Raw genomic sequence first — 17323 nt, 5'->3', positions numbered from 1 at the left:
CAGCGTGACGGGTGACCAGCATAGAGCGTTTGACCCGGGTCAATGGACCTGACCCCGTATTCGCGGGGTACTTTGGGTTCAAGCAGGCACGCAGCCGCGGAAAGCTCATACACAATCGGGGGCCGTGAAAAACCTTCCTGACCTTCCTTCCTCGTTTCCGGTCGATCTGGCGGAGCTGACGCAATGGCTCAGCGCCCAGGGTCAGGCCAACGGGGAGGGGGCCGCGGTGGGCAACCAGCTGTTCGCACTGCTGTACCAGGAGTTGCGACGCATGGCGGGCGGCCATCTGCGGCGCGAGAACATCGGCCACACGCTCAGCGCCACCGCGCTGGCCCACGAGGCCTGGTTCCGCATGGCCGATCAACGACGCACCCACTGGAAGAACCGCAGCCATTTCCTGGCCGTCAGTTCCATCATGATGAGGCGCATCCTGGTCAATCACGAGATGGCGCGCCGCGCGCAGAAGCGCGAGGCGGAGCTGGTCAGCGCCACGCTGGCCGGCCTGGATCAGCTGGCCCTGCCCAGCGACCCCGATGTGCTGGCCGTGCATGAGGCGTTGCTGGCGCTGGAGCAGTTCGACCCCCGCGCCGCCAAGGTGGTGGAGCTGCGCTTCTTCGGCGGCCTGGAGAACGAGGAGATCGCCGAGGCGTTGGACCTGTCCCTGGCCACCGTCAAGCGGGACTGGAGCCTGGCCAAGGCCTGGCTGCACCGCGAGCTCAGCGGCCAGGCTTGAACGCTAACGAAGCGACAGATCCAGCGCCACGCCGGCGAAGACCGAGAAGCCCAGCCAGTGGTTCTCGCGGAAGGCCTTGAAGCAGCCCTCGCGCGAGCGGTCACGGATCAGCAGGTAGTGCCAGACGACCTGGGCTGCGGCGATGGCCATGCCCAAGAGAAACAGCTTGCCCAGGCCGAGGCGCAGGCCGAGCCAGGTCCAGCTCGCGAGATAGATGGCATAGAAGCCCATCACCGCCGCCACGTCAAAACGGCCCAGCGTCAGGGCTGAGGTCTTGATGCCGATGCGGATGTCGTCGTCGCGGTCGACCATGGCGTACTCGGTGTCATAGGCCAGTACCCAGAACAGATTCGACGCCAGCAGGCCCCATGCGGTGGGCGGTACGGCGGCATTGATGCCCTCCAGGCTCCATTGCATGCCACCCAGCGCGGCGGCAAAGGCCATCGGTATGCCGAAGCTGAAGGCCACGCCCAGCACCGCCTGCGGCATCGCCACGACCCGTTTGGCATAGGGGTAGAGGCAGGCCACGGCCAGCGCTGCGAACGACAGGAGGATGGCCGGCGCATTGGTCGTCAGCACCAGGCCGAAGGCCAACAGGGCAAGACCCGCCCCCAGCAGCAGGGCCTCGCGCACCGAAACGGCGCCGCTGGTCACCGGGCGCTGGGCGGTGCGCTTGACGTGTTTGTCGAACTCCCGATCGGCGACGTCGTTGACGCAGCAGCCGGCCGAACGCATCAGGAAGGTGCCCAGGATGAAGACCATCAGCAAGTGCATGCCTGGCCAGCCGTCGGCGGCGATCCACAACGCGGACAGGCTGGGCCACAGCAGCAGCCAGGTGCCGGCCGGGCGGTCCCAGCGGATCAGATTGAGGTAAAGGTTGAAACGCGTGCGTGGATCGGGGCTCATGCCTGGGATTGTCGCTCCGCCCAGGTCTGGCGCAGCGTCCGGCTGAACTGCCGCGGCGTCGCTCGCAGCTGCTGCCTGAAGACCTGGCTCAGATGGCTGGCACTGGCAAAGCCGCAGGCGGCGGCCACATCGGCCAGCGGCAATCGGTCGTCCGCCAGCAGGTCTTGAGCGCGAGCCAGCCGGCGTTGCATGATCCACTGGTGGACCGTGCAGCCCATGGAGACGCGGAACATCCGCGCGAAGTGGAATTCCGACAGATGTGCCAGCCCGGCCAGGCGGCCCAGCGTGAGCGCGTCCAGCGCGCTGTCCAGATGCACCTCCACATGCTCCAGCACGCGGCGGCGTGCGGCGCTGGCCAGGCCGCCGCCCACCCGCTCGGCCGCAGCACGCGCGCGCGGGCTGGCGGCCAGCAGCACCAGCCGGTCCAGCGCCGCGTGGCTGAGCACGTGCGACTGCAGACGGCCGCTGGTACCGGCCCAGTCAAGACCGGCGACCTGGGCTGCCCACTGCGCCAGCGCGGCGTCCTCGCCAAAGATGCGCTGGTTCAGGGTCACCGCGCGCGGCTCGGCGTCGAGCAGGCGCACGACCCGGTCGGCCCAGGCGGCATCGGACACATAGAGATGGACGAAGCGCAGCCGGCCCTCGATCCGCCAGCGCGACTCATGCTCGGCTGGCAGCACGCAGAAGCGCCCCGGTGCGCCGGTGTTGCCGGGCTGATCGACCAGATGCGTGCCTCGACCGCCCTCCAGATAGACCGACAGGGTGTGGTGACCGGGCTGGCGATAGTGGGTGCTGTCGTCCCGGTTGGCCCACTGCGCCAGGCGCAGCGCGTCACCCAGCTCGACCTGGCGCTCCAGCCGTGCGCGCGACAGGCTCAGGGCTTCGAAGACCGGGTGCGCCAGCATCAGGGCATGCCCAGCACCCGGGCAATCAAGCCGGCCGAGGTGTGCACGCCGTAGTGCTGGCGCAGCCGGGCGCTGAGCTTTTCGACGGTGCGCGGCGAAATGCCCAGCGACTTGGCGCATTCCTTGGCCGTCAGCCCGGCGGTGAGCGCGGCCAAGACCTCGCGTTCGCGGGGGGTCAGCGTGTCGGGTTCGACGCCGGTGGACATGGGCTCGAACACCCAGGCGGCCTCGCGAAAGGGTTCGTTCGGGTCGGTGGCATGGCCGTGGACGCGAAACCACTGCAGCCGGCCATCACGGCGGCGCATCAGCCGTTCGTCCTGGTAGCTGCCGCAGCCCAGCATTGCCGTCTGCATGCGCAGGCCGATGCGCTTGAACTCCGCCTCGCTGGGGAAGAGCACGGCAAAGCTCTGGCCGGCCAGCTCCTCGGCGCTGAAGCCGAACAGCGCGGCAAAGCGTTCGTTGACCCAGAACAGCACGCGGTCGCGTGACAGCGCCAGGCCCAGGGGGCTCAGCGAGGCAAAGCTATCGGCAGGGGAAAACCCTGGCGTATTCACGCGGCTGTCGATGTTGTTCATGTCCGCCTAGCCTAGCGCACTCTGTGTGTCCGCTTCATGGGATTGCACCGAGTGCCCGTTGCCAGCGCAAGAGGGACGCCGCGGGTGAAGCCATTACTCCCTCGCTAAAAAGTATGGAGACAGCAATGACCGTCACACCTGGCACCCTCAAGCCCGTTCCCACCCTGCTGGCCGCCTTGTTCCTGGCCGCCTGCGGCGGCTCCGACGATGCGCCTGTTCCGCCGCCACCGCCGCCTCCTGCCCCGGTGGTCAACACCCTGCCCACCTTCGTCACGGGTGCGCCCACCGAGGTCAGTTACAACGGCAGCACCGATGACCTGCTGACCGGCGGCCTGGGCAAGACCGGCCTGCTGGCCACTGCCCCGCCGGCCTTCGCCATCTCGGAGTCACCCACCGCCGCCGAGCTGCGTCGCAATGCCATCCACACCAACTACCGCGCCGTGTTGGACGCCACTTCGGCCGGCGGCTTCACCCGGCTCTACGGCCCGAATATCGACGCCAGCGGCAATGACACCCTGGGTGAGGGCAGGGTGGCAGGCACCGAACATATCGCCGTGGCCGACGATGGCACGGGCCGCCAGAATGTCGTGCTGATGGTCCAGGTGCCGGCCAGCTTCGACGTCAAGAACCCCTGCATCGTCACCGGCACCTCGTCGGGCTCGCGCGGTATCTACGGCGCCATCGGCAGCTCCGGCGAGTGGGGCCTCAAGAAGGGTTGCGCCGTGGCCTATGCCGACAAAGGCTCGGGCAATGGCCTGCACGACCTGATGAGCGACCGGGTAATACAGATCGACGGCACCATGGCTACGGCCACCGCCGCTGGCAAGAAGGCCCATTTCAAGGCCGACATCGGCGACGCGGAGCGCGAGGCCTTCAACATCGCCTTCCCGAACCGCGTGGCCTACAAGCATGCCCATTCGCAGCAGAACCCCGAGAAGGACTGGGGCCGCGACACGCTGCGCGCCATCAAGCTGGCCTTCTATGTGCTGAATGAAAAATACGGCACCGCCATCGCCGCCCAGCCGGGCAAGAAGGAGGTGCTGCTGACGCCGGCCAACACACTGGTGATCGCTTCGTCGATCTCCAACGGTGCCGGCGCCGCGCTGCTGGCCGCCGAGCAGGACACCGAGGGCCTGATCGACGGCGTGGCCGTGACCGAGCCGCAGATCCAGCCCGGGGCCAACGCAGCACTGACGATCAAGCTCGGTGCCAGCACGGTGAACAACCACAGCAAGCCGCTGCTGGACTACTTCACCTTTGCCAATGTCTATCAGCCCTGCGCCGCGCTGTCCTCACAGGCGGATCAGTCGCTGATTTCCTTCTACTGGCCCGCCGCCTACACGGCCTCAGCACAGAACCGCTGCGCCGCGCTGAAGGCTCGCGGCCTGGTGGCCGGAGCGACCGTGGCCGAGCAGGCCGATGATGCGCTGACCAAGATGAACGACTACGGTTGGAGCGCGGCGACCAACTTCACCCAGCAGTCGCACTTCCGCCTGGCGACGAACTCGATTGTGATGACCTATGTGAACAGCTACGGTCGTTTCAAGGTGACAGACAACGTCTGCGGCTTCAGCTTCGCCAACACCAATGCCAGCGGCGACGTGATTGCACAGGCCGCCGCCACGCAGGCGGCATTGTTCTCAACCGGCAACGGCGTGCCACCGTCCGGCGGCATCAACATCGTCAACAATGACTCGGTCGGCGGCGCCAAGCTGGACTTTCTGGCCGTATCTCCGACCAGCGGCACGGCCGACTTTGGCCTTGATGGCGCGTTGTGCATGCGCTCACTGGTGACCGGCAAGGACACGACCACCGGCAAGGCGCTGTTCGGCAACATGAAAAGCTGGTCCGACCGTGTGATCGCTGGCGTCAACGAGGCGCAGGCCACGGCCAAGCTGCGTGGCGTGCCGACGATCATCGTCGCCGGCCGCAGCGACACCTTGATTCCGGTCAATCATGCCAGCCGCGCTTACTTCGGCAAGAACCAGGTGAACGAGTCCGCCACGACCAAGACCCGCTACTACGAGGTGACTAACGCGCAGCATTTCGACTCGTTCATTGCGGCCACGACCTTCCTTGGCTATGACGCCAGGTTTGTGCCTCTGCATGTGTACTTCGTGCGTGCGCTGGACCAGATGTACGCGCACCTGAAGAGCGGCACCGCGCTGCCGGCCAGCCAGGTGGTTCGGACCACGCCGCGCGCCGCGGGCGCGGTGCTGACCGCCACCAATGTGCCGGTCTGGGCCGCCACGCCGGGTGCGGCGGACGCGATCAGCTTCTCCAGCAACACGCTGAACGTGCCGCAGTAAGGTGCGGTAGCCATGCAAAAAGCGCCCCGCGGGGCGCTTTTCTCGTCATGCATGCAGAATTGCTCAGGCCTTGTTGCGGCGACTCGTCACAAAACCCATGGCAACCAGGCCGGCCAGCAGCAACGCGTAGCTCTCGGGCTCAGGCACGGCGTTCACATTGGCGGTGATGAATTGCGTGTTGTCGCCAGCCTGGGAGTCCCAGTAGAACAGCTTCAACGTGCCTGCGCTGGCGGCATTGCCGGCGTAGTTGGTGCCGACGACAAAGTAGTCGCCGCCACCGATCTGGCCGACCAGGGAGCCGTAGGCGGCGCTGAGGTTGCCTTGCGAATAGAGGCCGAAATTGCTGCCGATCAGGGTGCCGACGGCCTGGCCCGACTCGTCGCTGCCGGTGGCGTACAGGGCCCCGCTCAGACCGTTGGCATTGGACCAGCGCGGCAGGGCACCGGCGCTCCACAGGTCTTCGGCGTCAACGCTGACGGTGAAGGACTGGCCCAGGCCGAGGCTGATGGTGCTCAGGCCGGTGCCGCCGGAACTGCTGTTGAGCTTGGCATCGACCACATAGGGGGCGGCCTGGGTCAGGCCGGAAACGGCCAGGAGCAGGGCGCCGAGGGCGGTGGGTGTGAAGCGCATGGTCGTTTCCTTGGAGTTGTTTGTGAGTGAGTGGGCTGTCAGGGCGCGATCCTATGGGGGGCGGCTGTCGTCCACATCCCGCGAGCCGGGGGTTTGGCCTGCCCGACCCTCCGGTTCAGGGGGGCGGCAGGAAGTCGGCCATGAACGAATGCACGGTTTGCGCTGCCTTGCTATGCTGCCGCTCCCTGTCCAAAAAAGGAGCCGATATGTCTTTCCGTCTTGCTGCCGCCCTCAGCCTCGCCCTGGCCGCCGTCGGCGTCCAGGCCGCCGCGCCCCAGGTCAAGACCCAGGCGCCGGGCTACTACCGCATGATGCTGGGTGACTTCGAGATCACCGCGCTGAGCGATGGCACCGTCAATCTGCCCATGGACAAGCTGCTCCGGGAGAACCAGCCCGGGCAGGTGGTGCGCGCGCTGCAGCACGCCTATCTGGGCCTGCCGCTGGAAACCTCGGTCAACGGCTACCTGATCAACACCGGGACCAAGCTGGTGCTGATAGACACCGGTGCGGCCAGCCTGTTCGGCCCGACGCTGGGCAAGCTGCTGACGAACCTGAAGGCGGCCGGCTACCAGCCCGAGCAGGTGGACGAGGTCTACATCACGCATCTGCATGGCGACCATGTCGGCGGTCTGCTGGCCGATGGCAAGGCGGCCTTCCCGAATGCCGTGTTGCGCATGGACAAGCGCGAGTCGGATTTCTGGCTCAGCGCCGAGCAGATGGAGAAAGCACCCGAGGCCGCCAAGGGCGGTTTCAAGGGCGCGATGATGTCGGTCAAGCCCTACCAGGACAGTGGCCGCCTCAAGCCCTTCGAGGGCAGTGACAAGGGCGTCGAGCTGGTGCCGGGCGTCAGCGCCATGCCCACCTATGGCCACACGCCCGGGCATTCGGTCTACCTGGTCGAGAGCAAGGGCCAGAAGATGGCCGTCTGGGGCGACCTGATGCATGTGGCTGCGGTGCAGTTTCCCGACCCGACGGTGACGATCTCCTTCGACTCCGACTCCTCCCAGGCCATGCCGCAGCGCCAGAAGGCCTATGCCGAGGCGGCCGCCAATGGCTACTACGTGGCGGTGGCGCACATCTCCTTCCCCGGCATCGGCCGGCTGCGCCCCGATGGCAAGGGCTACACCTGGCTGCCGGCCAACTACAGCAGCAAGCCCTAGGCACAGGGCCGGCCGTCAGGCCCTGGTGCCATCGAACTGGTAGCCGCTGGCCGGGTGCAGCGCCCAGGCGCCCTCGCCCTTGAGCTCCAGCACCTGGGTGTGGTGGCGCAGCACGGCGGCGCGATGGGCGATGCTGACCACGGTGGTGCCCGTGCCGCGCAGGCGCTCGTACAGCGAGGCCTCGTTGCCGCTGTCCAGTGCGCTGGTGGCTTCGTCGAGGATGACGATGCGGGGCTGGCGCACCAGCACGCGGCCGAAGGCCAGGCGTTGCTGCTCGCCGACCGACAGCAGCTTTGCCCAGTCGTGCACGGCGTCCAGCCCGCCGACGCGCTCGGCCAGCTCGGCCATATGCACCTCGGCCAGGATGTCCAGCAGGCGCTCGTCGGCCAGTTCCGTGGTGGCAGCCGGATAGATGAGCTGGCTGCGCAGCGTGCCGAACTGCATATAGGGCTGCTGCGGCAGGAAGAACACATCGCCCGACGGCGGCAGATGGACCACGCCGCTGCCGGACCGCCACAGGCCGGCAATCGCACGCAGCAGCGAGCTCTTGCCGCAGCCGCTGTCGCCGGTGATCAAGAGGCCGTCACCGGGCTTCAGGCTCAGGCTCAGTTCCTTGATCAGCATGCGCTCGTATTGCGGCGTGTACAGGGTCAGCGCATCCAGCGCCAACTGCTCGCCGCCTTCGGTGCGGATCTGCGGCCGGGCCTCGGTCGCCGGCGCAGCAGCCCCTGCCTGCAACACCTCTCGCGACAGGGCCTGCAGGCGGTCGATACCGGCCACAAAACGGCTCAGGCTCTCGAAGTTGTCGACGATCAGCGCCACGGCCCCGAGCACGGCGGCGAAGGCGCCTGCCGCCTGCACGGCGCGGCCCACCTCCAGCTCGCCGGACAGCACCCCCTGGGCCAGCACCACGGCGGGCAGGACCAGGGTGAGCTGGTTGAAGCCGCGCTGAAACAGATTCAGCGAACGCTGCTTCTTGATCAGCCTCTCGTAGTTGGTGAAGACCTTGCCGAACTTGCCATCGATCTGTGCCCGCTCCTGGGCCTCGCCGCGATAGAAGGCGATCGATTCGGCGTTCTCGCGCACCCGCATCAGGCCGAAGCGGAAGTCGGCCTCGCGCCGTATCTGCCAGAAGTTCAGCTGTATCAGCGGTGCGCCGAACACATACAGCGCGATCACCGTGCCCAGCAGCGCATAGACCGCCAGCACCCCGACCAGAAGATGAGAGATCGACCACAGCACCGCGCTGAAGGCCACCAGCTGCATCAGCGAGCCCAGGAAGATCAGCAGGAAGTGGGTGGAGCGGCCGGTGAAGCTGTTGATGTCTTCGCTGATGCGCTGGTCGGGGTTGTCGATCTCGCCGCTGCTGCCCAGCTCGTAGTATTTGCGGCCGTCCAGATAGCCGTCGAGGAAGCGCCCGGTGAGCCAGCGCCGCCACTGGTTGGAGAAGGCGTCGCGCATGTAGTAGTAGAAAGCGTAGATCGGCACCGCGAAGGCCAGTATCCACAGGCAGGCGCGTACCGAGTGCCAGAAGCGGTCGGCATCCCTGCCGGCCAGGGCGGAGGTCATTTCGCCGGTCTGGTTGTTCAGCATCACCGCGAACTGGGTCTCGGCCAGCATCAGCGCGATCAGCAGGGCCAGCGAGGTCCAGGCCGCCTTCTTCTGATCACCCAGCCAGTAGGGCTTGGCCACGGTGAGGAACTGTGTCCACGCGGCCAGCGACAGCGGCGAAGGGCGCCGGCGGGGTCGGGCTTCGGCCGGCGCCGTCGCCGCAGCGGGGGAGGGGGTAGGCATCGGGTCCTTGCAAACGGCTCATGAGCGAACCCTAGGTTACATCGCAAGTGGCCGCGGCGCTGTCGGACGATGCCGCGTGAAGACGCGAGACTTCCCCATGGCAGGCCGCAGGGGCGCCGCGGACGGTACGATCCGGAATGACCGAAGAGATCTTTGTACCGGCCGGCATCGCGCCGTCCGCCGAGCAACTGGCTGTGCAGCTGGCCCGGGTGCCCTATGGGCTGGTCGAGGCCAATGCCGGCGCGGCCAAGACCACGACCCTGGCGCTGCGCATCGCCCAGGCGCTGCAGCGCGGCGCCGCGCCCGAGCGCATCCTGGCGCTGACCTATACCGACACCGCCGTGCTGGCGTTGCGCGAGGCGCTGCTGCGCATCGGCCTGGCCTCGAGCACCGTCGCGCGACTGCGCATCCTCAGCTTCGACGACTTCAGCGCCCAGCGCCTGGCCGAGATCGAGGGCGGCGGCGTGACCCGGTGCCGCACGCCGGAGCAGATCAAGCCCTATGTGCTGCGGGCCATCGAACGGGCCCAGACCCTGCCCGAGGAGCGCTATCCCGACGAACTGCTGATCCCCGGTGGCGGCGAGGGCATGGTCGAGGGCCTGCTGAACCGGTTCGCCGTGCTCAAGGGCACGCTGCGCCTGGTGCTGGATCCGCCCGAGCAGCGCATGTCGCCGGCCCTGGCCGACGAGCTGGGCCATGACTACGCCAGCCTGCGCGTCTACAGTGCCTTTGAATTCATACGCCGCGGCGGCCATCCCGACCATCCGGCCTTTCGCGCCGCCGGTGATGCGACCTATGACCTGGCGCGGCTGATCGTCGACGATGAGCTCGCGGGCAGCGAGCCCCACCCGCTGGATCTGGGCCTGAACCTGGTCGTGCTCGACGAGATGCACGACACCAATCGCGCCATGTTCACCGTGCTGGCCTGCCTGCTGGCGAGCAACCGGCGGGTGGCCTTTCTGGGCGTGGGCGACCGCGACCAGGTCATCCACTCGGCGGCCGGCGCCGATGCCGATTTCATGGGGGCAGCCTTCGAGCGCGGCATCGGTCGGGCCGCGCGGTTCCCGCTGACGGCGAGCTTCCGCTTCGGCGCTGAGTTGGCCGATGCGGCGGGCCGGCTGGCGGCCAAACCCTATCGCTCTGGCGCGGCCTGGCCGACCGAGATCCAGGTGCTGCCCTTTGCCGACGCGGCGACGATGAGCCGCCATGTGGCGCGCTCGCTGCAGGAGCTGCGTGCCACGGAGCGGGCGGCCAAGGCGGGGCCGGGTGCGAGCATCGCGGTGCTGATACGCCAGGCCCACCAGTCGATTCCGCTGGAGGACCAGCTGCTGCGTGCCGGCGTGCACTACCGCACGGCTGGCTTCACGTCCTACCTGCAGCGCCGCGAGGTGCTGCTGGTGCGCGGGCTGCACGCCTATGCGCAGAACGATTTCAGCGGCTTCGACGCGGCGCCGACCCGTCTGGCGGTGCTGCAGGCGCTGATGCTGTTTGCGGGCTCCTACATCGACAGCCAGGAGCTGCGCCTGGCCGACCGCGTCGAGGAGCAGGAGCGGGTGATGCGCGAGGTGGCCGCCGATCCGGCGGCGATGCCACTGTTCATCCAGAACCACATCCTGCGCAATGCCGACGCCGAGGTGAGGCGCCGGCTGCTGGACGCCATTGCCCTGCTGCGCAGCGATGACGCCCAGGCCTTTGCCCGGCGCTTCGTCGCCGTGCTGCAGCCGCACCAGCTGGCGGCGCGGGTACTGGTGTGCCGCGAAGACATCGACCAGTTGGAGCAGAACCTCGCCCAGCTGGTAGGCCTGATCGAGGGCGAGGGCACGCTGGAGGCGTTGTTCCGCGTCATGCACGAGCAGGCCACGCGGCAGCGCCAGATGGAGGGACGCAACGCCGTGGTGCTGGCCAGCATCGAGGCCGCCAAGGGTCTGGAGTTCGACCATGTCATCCTGCCCGGCCTCAACCAGGGCGACTTCGCCGTCGGCGGCCACTCGACCGAGAACCGCAACCTGCTGTATGTCGGCATGACGCGCGCCCGGCGGCATCTGAGCCTGCTGTTCGATGCGCAGCGACCGTCGCGCTATCTGTTCGAGTCGGGGCTGCTCGCGCCGTTGGACGGGGCCCCGGCGCCGGGGCTGTGAGCCTGCGGACCGGGGCCTGTGTGCGCCAGGGCACAGACCCGGCGGGTGTCTTGGTGCAGTCTGCGGGCGTCAACCCCGCAGATCGATTGGATACCCGATGAGTAAGTCCGATGGCATGACCGATGAGGTGACCGCACAGGTCGAGCGGGTGATGGCCGCCAAGGCCGCCGACGTCTGGACTGCACTGACCACACCCGCGACGCTCAAGCAATTCTTCTTTGGTGCCGACATCGTCACCGACTGGGCGGTCGGCAGCCCGATCCGTATGCGGGGCGAGTTCAAGGGCAAGCCCTACGAGGACAGGGGCGACATCCTGGCCTTCGAGCCCGCAAGGCGCCTGCGCTTCTCGCACTGGAGTGCGCTGTCGGGCACGCCCGACACGCCGGAGAACCACCACGTCATCAGCTTCGATCTGGCGCCGCAGGGCGCCTCGACCCAGGTCACGCTGAGCCAGGCGAACTTGCTGGGCGGCATCACGCCGGCCGACAGGGAGCACCGTGCCGAGTACGAGAAGAACTGGGCGATGGTGCTGGACGGCCTGGCCAAGATCGTGTCCTGACCGGCGCGCACGATGTCCACAGGCCGCCAGCCGGTCGGCTGATCGCCCACCGCACCCTCCGGGGCGCAATTCCCCCAACCCCACACCCAAGGAACCTGATGCAAATCCTGCTTCATTCAGACCCGCACACCGATGGCAGCCAGCTGATGGCCGACCATCTGAAGACCGTCGTCACCGACGCGATGGCGCATTTCGCCGAACACATCACCCGGGTCGAAGCCCATCTGTCCGAGGTCCATAGCCAGGCCAAAACGGGCACCGACGGCAGCCACTGCACGCTGGAAGCGCGCTTGATCGGCCTGGAGCCGGTGATCGTGAAAGACCATGCCGGCAGCGCCCACCAGGCCATCGACGGCGCGCTGCACAAGCTCAAGCGCGCGGTCGAATCCGCGCTGGCCAAGCAGGACCCGCGCAAGCATCGCGTGCGCCCGGACGCCACGCCAGACACCGACGACGAGCCGCAGGCCTGAGCCCGCATACAAACAGCAAGGCTGGGCGCTCGCCTCAACGTCGCAGCGCGGCTTCGAGTTGCGCCTTGTTCATGCGCGATCGTCCTACCACGCCGCGTTGCCGGGCCTCATTGCGCAACTGCATCACGGTGCGGCCGCCCGGGCCCTGGTGCGAGCGCAGTCCGCCGCGCCGGCCCGCCGACATGTCATTGAGCGACGAGGCGCTGGCCTCGACCGACTCGCCGTGCTGCGCCCGTTCCTTGTTGACTACGCGGGCCGCAATCTCCTCGGCCAGCGGCAGGGGCCGGCCCTGTTCGAGCAGACCCTCCTTGATGTGCGCGTACTGGCGTTCGCGCTTGGCACTCCAGGCTTTCTGCGGCATGACGGCTCCTTGGCGATGGACTACCGGGCGCTGGGGGCGCCCAGCAGGGTGGCCTCCAGCGTGATCTCGAGGACGCTGGCCAGCGCCTTGGACAGCGGGCAGTCGCGCTTGGCGGCCTGGGCGATCTCCTGGAAGCGGGTCTCGGCTATGCCGGGCACCTGGGCCTTCAGGGTCAGCGCGATGCGATCGATCACGAAGCCCTCGCCCTGTTGGGTCAGGCGCACGCGGGCCTCGGTATCGACCACGGCGGTGGCAAAGCCGGCCTTGTCGCAGGCGAACGAGAAGGCCATCGTGAAGCAGGCGGCGTGAGCCGCGGCCAGGATCTCTTCCGGGTTGCTGCCGCGCCTGTCGTCCTCGAAGCGGCTGGCAAAGCCGTAGGGATAGGCCTTCAGCGCGCCGGTTTCGGTGCTGATCTGGCCCAGGCCCGCTTTGCCTGAGCCCTGCCAATGGATGGTGGCGGTCTTTTCGGTCATGGTGCTTCCTTTCGGTGGTGGTTGGGGTGGCGTCATTTCGGGCGCGGTGACTGGGTGTGCTTGTCCGGTTGGCTCAGGCGGCCGGCGCGCAGTTCCTTGACGGCCGCGACGACCGAGCGGGCCACGTTGCGGACTTCTTCCTGCACGGCCTTGTCCTTGTCCAGCGCATCGTGGCTGTCGAAGTAGGGGCCGTAGTAGCCGATGTAGCGGTCGAGCTTGGCGGTTGCGCCCGCATCGACCATGCCCATCCACTCCAGCCAGTCGCACAGATTGCGCCGGTGGTTCTCGACGCCGGCCACGTCGCCGTGGACGACGACGCCGAAGGCCCGCCCGGCGACATGCTTGGGATAGTCCCAGCCCTTTTTCTCGATGCGCTTGGCCTCGACCACGCGCTTGCCGTGGGTCGTCGTCGGATCGGGGTTGCCGCCGTCGGCGCAGACCATGCGGTCCATCATCAGCTTCAGCGGGCCGGGTGACTGGTACCAGTAGGTGGGCGCGAGAATGATCACCGCGTGGGCGGCGACCCAGCGCTCATAGATCTCGGCCATCCAGTCATCGGCCTGGCCCAGCGCGTGGTTCGGGTAGCAGGTGCAGGGCCAGTGGCACAGCGGCATTGCGCTCGCCACGCAGCCCTTGCAGGGCTGTATCGTGCGGCCGAACTCCGAGGTCACCAGGCTCAGGTCCAGCACATCGGCCTCGACGCCCGCCGCCGCGATGACCTGCTCCGCGATGCCGGTCAGCCGCCAGGTCTTGGAGACCTCGCCCGGGCAGGTGCCGTCATTGCGGGCGCTGCCGCAGACCAGCAGCACGCGCGAGGGCGTATCCGCATCCTGCCAGCGCTTTTGCGCCAGGCGCAGGCGCTTGCGGGTGTCCAGCCACTCGACCGAGATCCGATAGCTCGGGTCGGCAAAGCCGCGGCCCGCGGGCCGGGTGACCGGCGCCTTGCGGCCCTCCTGCAGCGCCTGCCAGGCGATGTCCTCGAGGCGGGCAATGGCCTCTTGCTCGCCGGCATAGGCCGGGTCGTAGAAGCGCAGCTGGTAGCGCTCGTGGAACTGCGCCCGGGTCAGCGGCGCCGGCGCCTGGCCGGTGCGGATCTTGGTCATGGCGACTCCTGAGACTGGGCGGGCCACCATCGTCGCCGCGCGCCCGGGCCCGGTCTGTTCGCCAGCGCACCAAGGCCGGGAGGCTTTGGCGACATCAGCGCCGCGGTGTTCAGGCTAAGCTTGCCGCCCATCGCCGGCCCCTTTTTGCAAGCCATGCCCCGACGCGCAGATACTGAAACATCGCCCCAGCCCGAGGCACCTCAAGACCCGGCCCTGCTGCGCGCCAGGGACCGCATGGACGCCGCTTCGCACGAGGCCTGGCCGGTCAAACGGCTGGCCGAGCTCAGCGACGTCACCGAGGCCCATTTCGCACGTTCCTTCAGGCAGGCCTTCGGCATTCCGCCGCACCGCTATTTGCTGACGCGGCGCATCGAGCAGGCGAGCACGCTGCTGCGCGACACCGAGCACCCCATCACCGAGATTGCCTTCGCCACCGGCTGGGAGAGCCTGGGCACCTTCGGCCGCACCTTCCACGACATCACCGGCAAGAGCCCCAGCGCACTGCGCCGCGAGGCCCGGGCCACGACGCAGCAGCTCGATCGTGTGCCCGCCTGCCTGCTGAAGGCCGCGCAGCGGCCGGATCTCGTCACCGCAGTTTCGGAGAAGCGCCGCCGCCTTGCCGACGGTACAAACCAGCCTTCAATCAAGGAGGTTTGATGATGAAGCAAGGAATCGGTGTGGTGGGTGTGTACGTCAATGACCAGGACGAGGCGCTCGCCTTCTATGTCGACAAGCTCGGTTTCCGCGTCCACACGGATGTGCGCAACGGCTCCTACCGCTGGCTGACGGTGCAGCAGCCGGAGCAGCCCGGCTTCCAGCTGGGCCTGTTCAAGCCTGGGGCGCCCATCCATGACGAAGCGACGGCGCAGACGCTGCTCGCCATGGTGGCCAAGGGGGCGATGCCGCCCCTGGTGCTGAGCGTCGTCGACTGCCGGGCCAGTTACGCGCAATGGCGCGAGCGCGGCGTGGAGTTCACGCAGGAGTCGGTGGACCGCTACGGCAGCGTCGATGCCGGCTTCCGCGACCCGGCCGGCAATGGCTGGAAGATGATCCAGGCCGCGCAGCCGAGCAGGGCTTAGTTCGGCACGTCTATGGTGCCGCTGCCCAGCGTGATCTGGTCCCCGGCCGTTGGCGTGGTGGCAATCGCCGGCACGTTGGCATCGCTGAGCACGGCGGCCGCCGAGGCCCGCGCCTTGGCCCGCACCACCTGCGAGTCGGGCAGGGCGGTGCCGTTGTTCAGCTTGGCCCACATCAGGTCCAGCGCGCGCAGCGTGTAGACATGCAGCGGTACCAGCGTCTTCGGGTACAGGCCCACCAGCGCGTCGAAGTGGTTCGCGTCGGTGACCTCGTAGTAGCGCAGGGCGCTGTTCGGCTCGGCGCGCCTGTTCAGCGCAGCGTAGGGGCGCGAATTATGGTTGACCGGTATCAGCGCATCGGAGCGGCCGTGGACGATCACCGCCGGCTTGCCGCGCAGGTCGCCGGTCACGCGCACCTCGGCCAGGCCGGTCTTGACGCGCGCGGCCAGCGCCTGCTCGGCGGCGCTGAGCGTGGTGTTGCCCACCGCCGCACCGGTGGCCAGACGGCGCAGACAGGTGGCACCGTCGACGAAGAAGTCGGCCTGACCGGTGCTCGGCGAGGTGGCCAGCAGATACAGCGCCGGGCCGCCCACCGACGTATCGGCAATGATGTTGAAGGCGCCGCCCAGAAACCCCAGGCCCCCGCCGGTGGCCCAGCCGGGCTTGAAGGCCTCGGCGGCGGGCGCCACCGGGGTCTGGTAGCTGGCGCTGATACCGGCCACGCTGTAGCCGCAGAGCCCTTCCGTCACCGAGGCGCGGGCAAAGGCATTCGCGTAGGTGTGCGCCACCAGCTCGGTGAACTCGAAGCCGGAGTGGCTGTCGTGCAGCAGATCGCTGTCGGCCTCCCAGCCATAGGCATGCAGGCGGGCCAGCGCGTCGGCCGATTGCTCGGCCAGGGTCGCGCCGGTCACCAGGCCCTTGGCGGCCAGCGCCGCGCAGCGGTTGGCGGCATAGGGGGCGATGACAAAGGCGCTGCTGGGCGCCAGCGCCGCCGACTGGGTGGCGCAGGCCTGGTAGAGGCCGGCCACGGTGGTGTAGTCGAACAGCGGCCTGGCCGAGATGGGCACGGCCACGCCGCCGCGCTTCACGACGAGGCCGGCGTTGTCGGGCAGATTGAGCTGCGGCTCGCCGGCCACCACGCCGCGTATCAGGCCCTCGCTGTCCTGCTCGGCGGCGCGCAATGCCGCCGCGCCGCCGTTGGAGATGCTGGAGGCGATCACCACCGTGTTGGCCGGTGACAGCTCGGCGCCGGGGAACTGCTTGTTCAGCACGTACAGGGCCAGCTTGATCGATTGCAGCGTGTAGCTGCCCCAGTCCTTCTCGGGGTTCTGCTTGCCATGGGCATGCTTGAGCGCCAGGCGGTTCGGGTTGGCGGTACGGAAGGGGGCCAGGTTGTCGCCCAGCAGATTGGCATTGAAGGTCAGGTCCTTGCGCGCACCGGCGGCGGCCACCGTGCCGTCGATGGCGAAGCTCTGGTCGCGGTCCAGGTCATGGATGCCGACGCCGCCGCCCTTGTCGGTCAGCGCCACGGCGCAGCCCCTGTTCAGCGCCCATTCGCCGATGGTGCCCAGCTCGCCATAGACCGGTCGCGAGCCGCTGGACGGTACGGCGACGATGCAGGGCTTGGCTGCGTCGAAATGGCTGGGCACGGTGACGACCAGGGTCGCGTTCTTCGTGCCCGTGCCGTCATCCGACACGGCCACATACTCGCTGCCCTTGTTGGCGGCCGCCGAGACCTTGCCGTAGTAGGTGCCGAAGCCACCGGCGGCCGTCACGTCAAGCAGGCCGGTGTAGCTGGTCTGAATGGCCAGCGTGCGCAGGTCGGCGGCCGTGGGGTTGGCGGGCAGCTGGTAGGTGATCAGCGCGGCCAGCGAGCCGGCCTTGCCGGTCAGCAGGCCGTTGCTCCCGCCGTCATAGTCGACGCGTACGGGCTCGGCGAGCAGGAAGGCGGGGCGGGCCTTGAAGGCATCGGCCGGACTGCTGCTGTCGCTGCCGCCGCAGGCGGCCAGCAGCAGGGTGGGCAGGGCCAGCGTGGCGGCCTGGTGCAGCCTGAAGTGCAGGGTCATGGGTGTCTCCGTTGTTGTGGAGGCAACCATAGGCAGGGCGGCCGGGCCGCTCAATCACGCAAATG

At 68.1% G+C, this 17323-nt stretch carries 17 protein-coding genes; 8 read left to right on the top strand and 9 right to left on the bottom strand.

The genetic code is table 11. The annotated features are described in order from the left end of the window. Positions 1 to 124 precede the first annotated feature (124 nt). Positions 125 to 733, top strand: a complete 609-nt coding sequence (locus tag DES47_RS06645) for an ECF-type sigma factor (RefSeq protein ID WP_208114924.1) — start codon at positions 125 to 127, stop codon at positions 731 to 733. Between the two features lie 3 nt (positions 734 to 736). On the opposite strand, the gene ubiA is transcribed toward DES47_RS06645, so the two are convergent. From ubiA to DES47_RS06630, 3 genes are read right to left on the bottom strand one after another with little or no spacing between them, the layout of a single operon-like run. After that, the gene (gene ubiA, locus DES47_RS06640; protein ID WP_133699902.1) at positions 737 to 1639 is read right to left on the bottom strand and encodes a 4-hydroxybenzoate octaprenyltransferase; all 903 of its coding nucleotides are present in this window, start codon (positions 1637 to 1639) and stop codon (positions 737 to 739) included. Further along, positions 1636 to 2544 carry a helix-turn-helix transcriptional regulator gene (locus DES47_RS06635; protein ID WP_133699901.1) on the bottom strand — a complete coding sequence of 303 codons (909 nt, stop codon included), beginning with the start codon at positions 2542 to 2544 and terminating at the stop codon, positions 1636 to 1638. Before DES47_RS06635 ends, ubiA begins: the two co-directional genes overlap by 4 nt. Further along, positions 2544 to 3119, bottom strand: coding sequence for a helix-turn-helix transcriptional regulator (locus tag DES47_RS06630; RefSeq protein WP_133699900.1), 576 nt, complete (start codon positions 3117 to 3119; stop codon positions 2544 to 2546). Before DES47_RS06630 ends, DES47_RS06635 begins: the two co-directional genes overlap by 1 nt. A 125-nt stretch (positions 3120 to 3244) precedes the next feature. Between DES47_RS06630 and DES47_RS06625 the strand changes: the two genes are divergently transcribed. Beyond that, positions 3245 to 5428: a 3-hydroxybutyrate oligomer hydrolase family protein gene (locus DES47_RS06625; protein ID WP_133699899.1), complete on the top strand. Its 2184-nt coding sequence runs from the start codon at positions 3245 to 3247 to the stop codon at positions 5426 to 5428. A gap of 63 nt (positions 5429 to 5491) precedes the next feature. Here DES47_RS06625 and DES47_RS06620 read toward each other — a convergent pair whose 3' ends face one another. Continuing rightward, positions 5492 to 6058 carry a PEP-CTERM sorting domain-containing protein gene (locus DES47_RS06620; RefSeq protein WP_133699898.1) on the bottom strand — a complete coding sequence of 189 codons (567 nt, stop codon included), beginning with the start codon at positions 6056 to 6058 and terminating at the stop codon, positions 5492 to 5494. A gap of 206 nt (positions 6059 to 6264) precedes the next feature. Between DES47_RS06620 and DES47_RS06615 the strand changes: the two genes are divergently transcribed. Then, entirely contained in the window at positions 6265 to 7218 is a 954-nt protein-coding gene (locus tag DES47_RS06615) for an MBL fold metallo-hydrolase (RefSeq protein ID WP_133699897.1), read from the top strand. 15 nt (positions 7219 to 7233) lie between these two features. Here DES47_RS06615 and DES47_RS06610 read toward each other — a convergent pair whose 3' ends face one another. Further along, complete coding sequence (locus DES47_RS06610; protein ID WP_133699896.1) at positions 7234 to 9012, bottom strand: ABC transporter ATP-binding protein/permease; 1779 nt, start codon at positions 9010 to 9012, stop codon at positions 7234 to 7236. Between the two features lie 137 nt (positions 9013 to 9149). On the opposite strand from DES47_RS06610, the gene DES47_RS06605 reads away from it, so the two are divergent. The 3 genes from DES47_RS06605 to DES47_RS06595 all read left to right on the top strand — a co-directional run bounded on the left by DES47_RS06605 (position 9150) and on the right by DES47_RS06595 (position 12179). Then, entirely contained in the window at positions 9150 to 11150 is a 2001-nt protein-coding gene (locus DES47_RS06605; RefSeq protein ID WP_133699895.1) for a 3'-5' exonuclease, read from the top strand. A gap of 97 nt (positions 11151 to 11247) precedes the next feature. Then, positions 11248 to 11709, top strand: coding sequence for an SRPBCC family protein (locus DES47_RS06600; protein ID WP_166651884.1), 462 nt, complete (start codon positions 11248 to 11250; stop codon positions 11707 to 11709). A 98-nt stretch (positions 11710 to 11807) separates the two neighbouring features. Further along, on the top strand, positions 11808 to 12179 hold the full coding sequence (locus DES47_RS06595) for an HPF/RaiA family ribosome-associated protein (protein ID WP_133699893.1): 372 nt from the start codon (positions 11808 to 11810) through the stop codon (positions 12177 to 12179). Between the two features lie 34 nt (positions 12180 to 12213). On the opposite strand, the gene DES47_RS06590 is transcribed toward DES47_RS06595, so the two are convergent. From DES47_RS06590 to DES47_RS06580, 3 genes are read right to left on the bottom strand one after another with little or no spacing between them, the layout of a single operon-like run. After that, positions 12214 to 12540, bottom strand: coding sequence for a plasmid stabilization protein (locus DES47_RS06590; RefSeq protein WP_133699892.1), 327 nt, complete (start codon positions 12538 to 12540; stop codon positions 12214 to 12216). A gap of 20 nt (positions 12541 to 12560) precedes the next feature. After that, complete coding sequence (locus tag DES47_RS06585; RefSeq protein WP_133699891.1) at positions 12561 to 13013, bottom strand: OsmC family protein; 453 nt, start codon at positions 13011 to 13013, stop codon at positions 12561 to 12563. Between the two features lie 32 nt (positions 13014 to 13045). Then, positions 13046 to 14116: a flavodoxin family protein gene (locus DES47_RS06580; RefSeq protein WP_133699890.1), complete on the bottom strand. Its 1071-nt coding sequence runs from the start codon at positions 14114 to 14116 to the stop codon at positions 13046 to 13048. Positions 14117 to 14269: 153 nt separating this feature from the next. Between DES47_RS06580 and DES47_RS06575 the strand changes: the two genes are divergently transcribed. Next, positions 14270 to 14773, top strand: a complete 504-nt coding sequence (locus DES47_RS06575; RefSeq protein ID WP_133699889.1) for a helix-turn-helix domain-containing protein — start codon at positions 14270 to 14272, stop codon at positions 14771 to 14773. 2 nt (positions 14774 to 14775) lie between these two features. Continuing rightward, on the top strand, positions 14776 to 15195 hold the full coding sequence (locus DES47_RS06570; protein ID WP_133700765.1) for a VOC family protein: 420 nt from the start codon (positions 14776 to 14778) through the stop codon (positions 15193 to 15195). On the opposite strand, the gene DES47_RS06565 is transcribed toward DES47_RS06570, so the two are convergent. Then, entirely contained in the window at positions 15192 to 17258 is a 2067-nt protein-coding gene (locus DES47_RS06565; protein ID WP_133699888.1) for a 3-hydroxybutyrate oligomer hydrolase family protein, read from the bottom strand. The two genes, DES47_RS06570 and DES47_RS06565, sit on opposite strands and share 4 nt — an antisense overlap. Positions 17259 to 17323 lie beyond the last annotated feature (65 nt).

The sequence above is a fragment of the Roseateles toxinivorans genome (genome assembly GCF_004362525.1).
Lineage (GTDB): Bacteria > Pseudomonadota > Gammaproteobacteria > Burkholderiales > Burkholderiaceae_C > Paucibacter > Paucibacter toxinivorans.
Note: the sequence above shows the minus strand (reverse complement) of the source record. Positions and strands in the feature narration are given on the sequence as shown.

Coding starts and splice junctions, on each gene's coding strand:
- ubiA (WP_133699902.1), bottom strand. CDS start 1,639: ATGAGCCCCGATCCACGCACGCGTTTCAACCTTTACCTCAATCTGATC.
- DES47_RS06635 (WP_133699901.1), bottom strand. CDS start 2,544: ATGCTGGCGCACCCGGTCTTCGAAGCCCTGAGCCTGTCGCGCGCACGG.
- DES47_RS06630 (WP_133699900.1), bottom strand. CDS start 3,119: ATGAACAACATCGACAGCCGCGTGAATACGCCAGGGTTTTCCCCTGCC.
- DES47_RS06625 (WP_133699899.1), top strand. CDS start 3,245: ATGACCGTCACACCTGGCACCCTCAAGCCCGTTCCCACCCTGCTGGCC.
- DES47_RS06620 (WP_133699898.1), bottom strand. CDS start 6,058: ATGCGCTTCACACCCACCGCCCTCGGCGCCCTGCTCCTGGCCGTTTCC.
- DES47_RS06615 (WP_133699897.1), top strand. CDS start 6,265: ATGTCTTTCCGTCTTGCTGCCGCCCTCAGCCTCGCCCTGGCCGCCGTC.
- DES47_RS06610 (WP_133699896.1), bottom strand. CDS start 9,012: ATGCCTACCCCCTCCCCCGCTGCGGCGACGGCGCCGGCCGAAGCCCGA.
- DES47_RS06605 (WP_133699895.1), top strand. CDS start 9,150: ATGACCGAAGAGATCTTTGTACCGGCCGGCATCGCGCCGTCCGCCGAG.
- DES47_RS06600 (WP_166651884.1), top strand. CDS start 11,248: ATGAGTAAGTCCGATGGCATGACCGATGAGGTGACCGCACAGGTCGAG.
- DES47_RS06595 (WP_133699893.1), top strand. CDS start 11,808: ATGCAAATCCTGCTTCATTCAGACCCGCACACCGATGGCAGCCAGCTG.
- DES47_RS06590 (WP_133699892.1), bottom strand. CDS start 12,540: ATGCCGCAGAAAGCCTGGAGTGCCAAGCGCGAACGCCAGTACGCGCAC.
- DES47_RS06585 (WP_133699891.1), bottom strand. CDS start 13,013: ATGACCGAAAAGACCGCCACCATCCATTGGCAGGGCTCAGGCAAAGCG.
- DES47_RS06580 (WP_133699890.1), bottom strand. CDS start 14,116: ATGACCAAGATCCGCACCGGCCAGGCGCCGGCGCCGCTGACCCGGGCG.
- DES47_RS06575 (WP_133699889.1), top strand. CDS start 14,270: ATGCCCCGACGCGCAGATACTGAAACATCGCCCCAGCCCGAGGCACCT.
- DES47_RS06570 (WP_133700765.1), top strand. CDS start 14,776: ATGAAGCAAGGAATCGGTGTGGTGGGTGTGTACGTCAATGACCAGGAC.
- DES47_RS06565 (WP_133699888.1), bottom strand. CDS start 17,258: ATGACCCTGCACTTCAGGCTGCACCAGGCCGCCACGCTGGCCCTGCCC.